Source organism: Streptomyces sp. NPDC051940 (assembly GCF_040680895.1).
Taxonomy (GTDB): domain Bacteria; phylum Actinomycetota; class Actinomycetes; order Streptomycetales; family Streptomycetaceae; genus Streptomyces.
In genome coordinates this window covers 1-2,580 of record NZ_JBFAXR010000273.1, presented here as the reverse complement: position 1 = coordinate 2,580, position 2,580 = coordinate 1, and the positions used below count along the sequence as shown (strand labels likewise).

At 72.9% G+C, this 2,580-nt stretch carries 2 protein-coding genes; both read left to right on the top strand.

Going from position 1 to position 2,580, the window contains the following annotated elements; genetic code table 11:
• Positions 1-654, top strand: a 654-nt coding sequence (locus AB0M28_RS40335; RefSeq protein WP_365415802.1) for a PepSY domain-containing protein, incomplete at its 5' end; no start/stop codon positions are given.
• Positions 655-820: 166 nt separating this feature from the next.
• Positions 821-2,521: a methylmalonyl-CoA mutase family protein gene (locus AB0M28_RS40330; RefSeq protein WP_365415800.1), complete on the top strand. Its 1,701-nt coding sequence runs from the start codon at positions 821-823 to the stop codon at positions 2,519-2,521.
• The last annotated feature ends 59 nt before the right edge of the window (positions 2,522-2,580 follow it).

Below are 2,580 nucleotides of genomic sequence, written 5' to 3'. Positions count from 1 at the left end.
GGCCCGGGCGGCGCGGCGCGCGGGGGGGGGGGGGCCGCCCGGCCCCCCACCCGTACCGCCCGCGCTCCCCGGGCGCCCCGGCGGAGGGCCGGCACGCTGCTCACCGTCGGGTGCGCCGCCTTCGCGGTCGTCTTCCTGGGGCTCTACCTCTCCAAGGGCGACAGCGCCGACTACGCCCACTCGTCCGTACACGTCGACGAACGGCTGCCGTACCCGCAGGAGGTCCGGCGCACCCTCGCCGCGGCCAGGGTCGACGCCGCCGCGGCGCGCGACGCGGCCGTCCGGCGGCACGACGGGGCGGTCGTGGGGGAGAGCCTGGAGACGGACGCCGGCTACGCCCGCTGGAACGTGGACGTCCTCGGCGAGGACGGCAAGGTGCACACCGTGGCGGTCGACCCGGGCAACGGCAGGATCCTGGACGACGAGGTGCGGCTGCGCAACGACCTGTCGGACCTGCGCGCCGCCGCCGCCTCGCCGACGACCGCCTCCGCGGTGGCGGACATGGTCGTCGACTCGGGCCGTACGCCGACCCAGATCGTCTGGGACGCGGGCGCCGGGCAGTGGGCCGCGACCTCCTGGCGGGACGGCATGTCGCTCCAGCAGAACTACTACGCTGCCACCGGAGCCGTGGTACCCGTGGCGGCCCGGAGCTGACCGTGCCCCGGCCGTCACCCGAACGTGGCCCGCGCCACCCTTCGGGCGCCTTGCGTAAGCGAGCGTTAACCGGAGACACTTACTAGGACGTCCTAGTATTTCTCCGGGGGCCCCGCAGGCCCCCGCACCCCCAGGCGCGACGCCGCGCCACCCAAGGAGGCGGAACGTGGACCCCGAGGCCATCGAGGCAGGGCGCAGCCGCTGGCAGGCGCGCTACGACGCGGCCCGCAAGCGCGACGCCGACTTCACCACGCTCTCCGGTGACGCGGTCGAACCGGCCTACGGCCCCCGCCCCGGCGACACGTACGAGGGGTTCGAGCGCATCGGCTGGCCCGGTGAGTACCCCTTCACCCGCGGCCTGTACCCGACCGGCTACCGCGGCCGCACCTGGACGATCCGCCAGTTCGCCGGCTTCGGCAACGCCGAGCAGACGAACGAGCGCTACAAGATGATCCTCGGCGCCGGCGGCGGCGGCCTCTCGGTCGCCTTCGACATGCCGACCCTCATGGGCCGCGACTCCGACGACGCGCGCTCCCTGGGCGAGGTCGGCCACTGCGGTGTGGCCATCGACTCGGCCGCCGACATGGAGGTCCTGTTCAAGGACATCCCGCTCGGCGACGTCACGACATCGATGACGATCTCCGGCCCCGCCGTCCCCGTCTTCTGCATGTACCTCGTCGCCGCCGAGCGCCAGGGCGTCGACCCGGCCGTCCTCAACGGCACGCTGCAGACGGACATCTTCAAGGAGTACATCGCGCAGAAGGAGTGGCTCTTCGAGCCCGAGCCCCATCTGCGCCTCATCGGCGACCTGATGGAGCACTGCGCCAAGGGCATCCCGGCGTACAAGCCGCTCTCCGTCTCCGGTTACCACATCCGCGAGGCCGGGGCGACGGCCGCGCAGGAGCTGGCGTACACCCTCGCCGACGGCTTCGGCTACGTCGAGCTGGGCCTGTCGCGCGGGCTCGACGTCGACACCTTCGCGCCCGGCCTGTCCTTCTTCTTCGACGCGCACCTCGACTTCTTCGAGGAGATCGCCAAGTTCCGCGCCGCCCGCCGGATCTGGGCGCGCTGGATGAAGGAGGTCTACGGCGCGAAGACCGACAAGGCGCAGTGGCTGCGCTTCCACACCCAGACCGCCGGGGTTTCGCTGACCGCGCAGCAGCCGTACAACAACGTCGTACGCACCGCGGTCGAGGCCCTCGCGGCCGTCCTCGGCGGGACGAACTCCCTGCACACCAACGCCCTCGACGAGACCCTGGCGCTGCCCTCGGAGCAGGCCGCGGAGATCGCGCTGCGCACGCAGCAGGTGCTGATGGAGGAGACCGGCGTCGCCAACGTCGCCGACCCGCTGGGCGGTTCCTGGTACATCGAGCAGCTCACGGACCGGATCGAGGCCGACGCCGAGAAGATCTTCGACCAGATCAAGGAGCGCGGTCTGCGGGCGCACCCGGACGGGCAGCACCCGATCGGCCCGATCACCTCGGGCATCCTGCGCGGCATCGAGGACGGCTGGTTCACCGGCGAGATCGCCGAGTCGGCCTTCCGCTACCAGCAGTCGCTGGAGAAGGGCGAGAAGCGGGTCGTCGGCGTCAACTGCCACACCGGGTCCGTCACCGGCGACCTGGAGATCCTGCGCGTCAGCCACGAGGTGGAGCGCGAGCAGGTGCGGGTGCTGGCCGCCCGCAAGGCCGGCCGCGACGACGCCGCGGTGCGCGCCGCGCTGGACGCGATGCTCACCGCCGCCCGCGACGGCTCCAACATGATCGCGCCCATGCTGGACGCCGTCCGCGCGGAGGCCACCCTCGGCGAGATCTGCGACGCGCTGCGCGACGAGTGGGGCGTCTACACCGAGCCCGCGGGCTTCTGACCCAGGGCCGCCGCGAAGTCCGCCCAGGCGCCCGCGTAGGCGCGCGCCAGGGCGGCGAC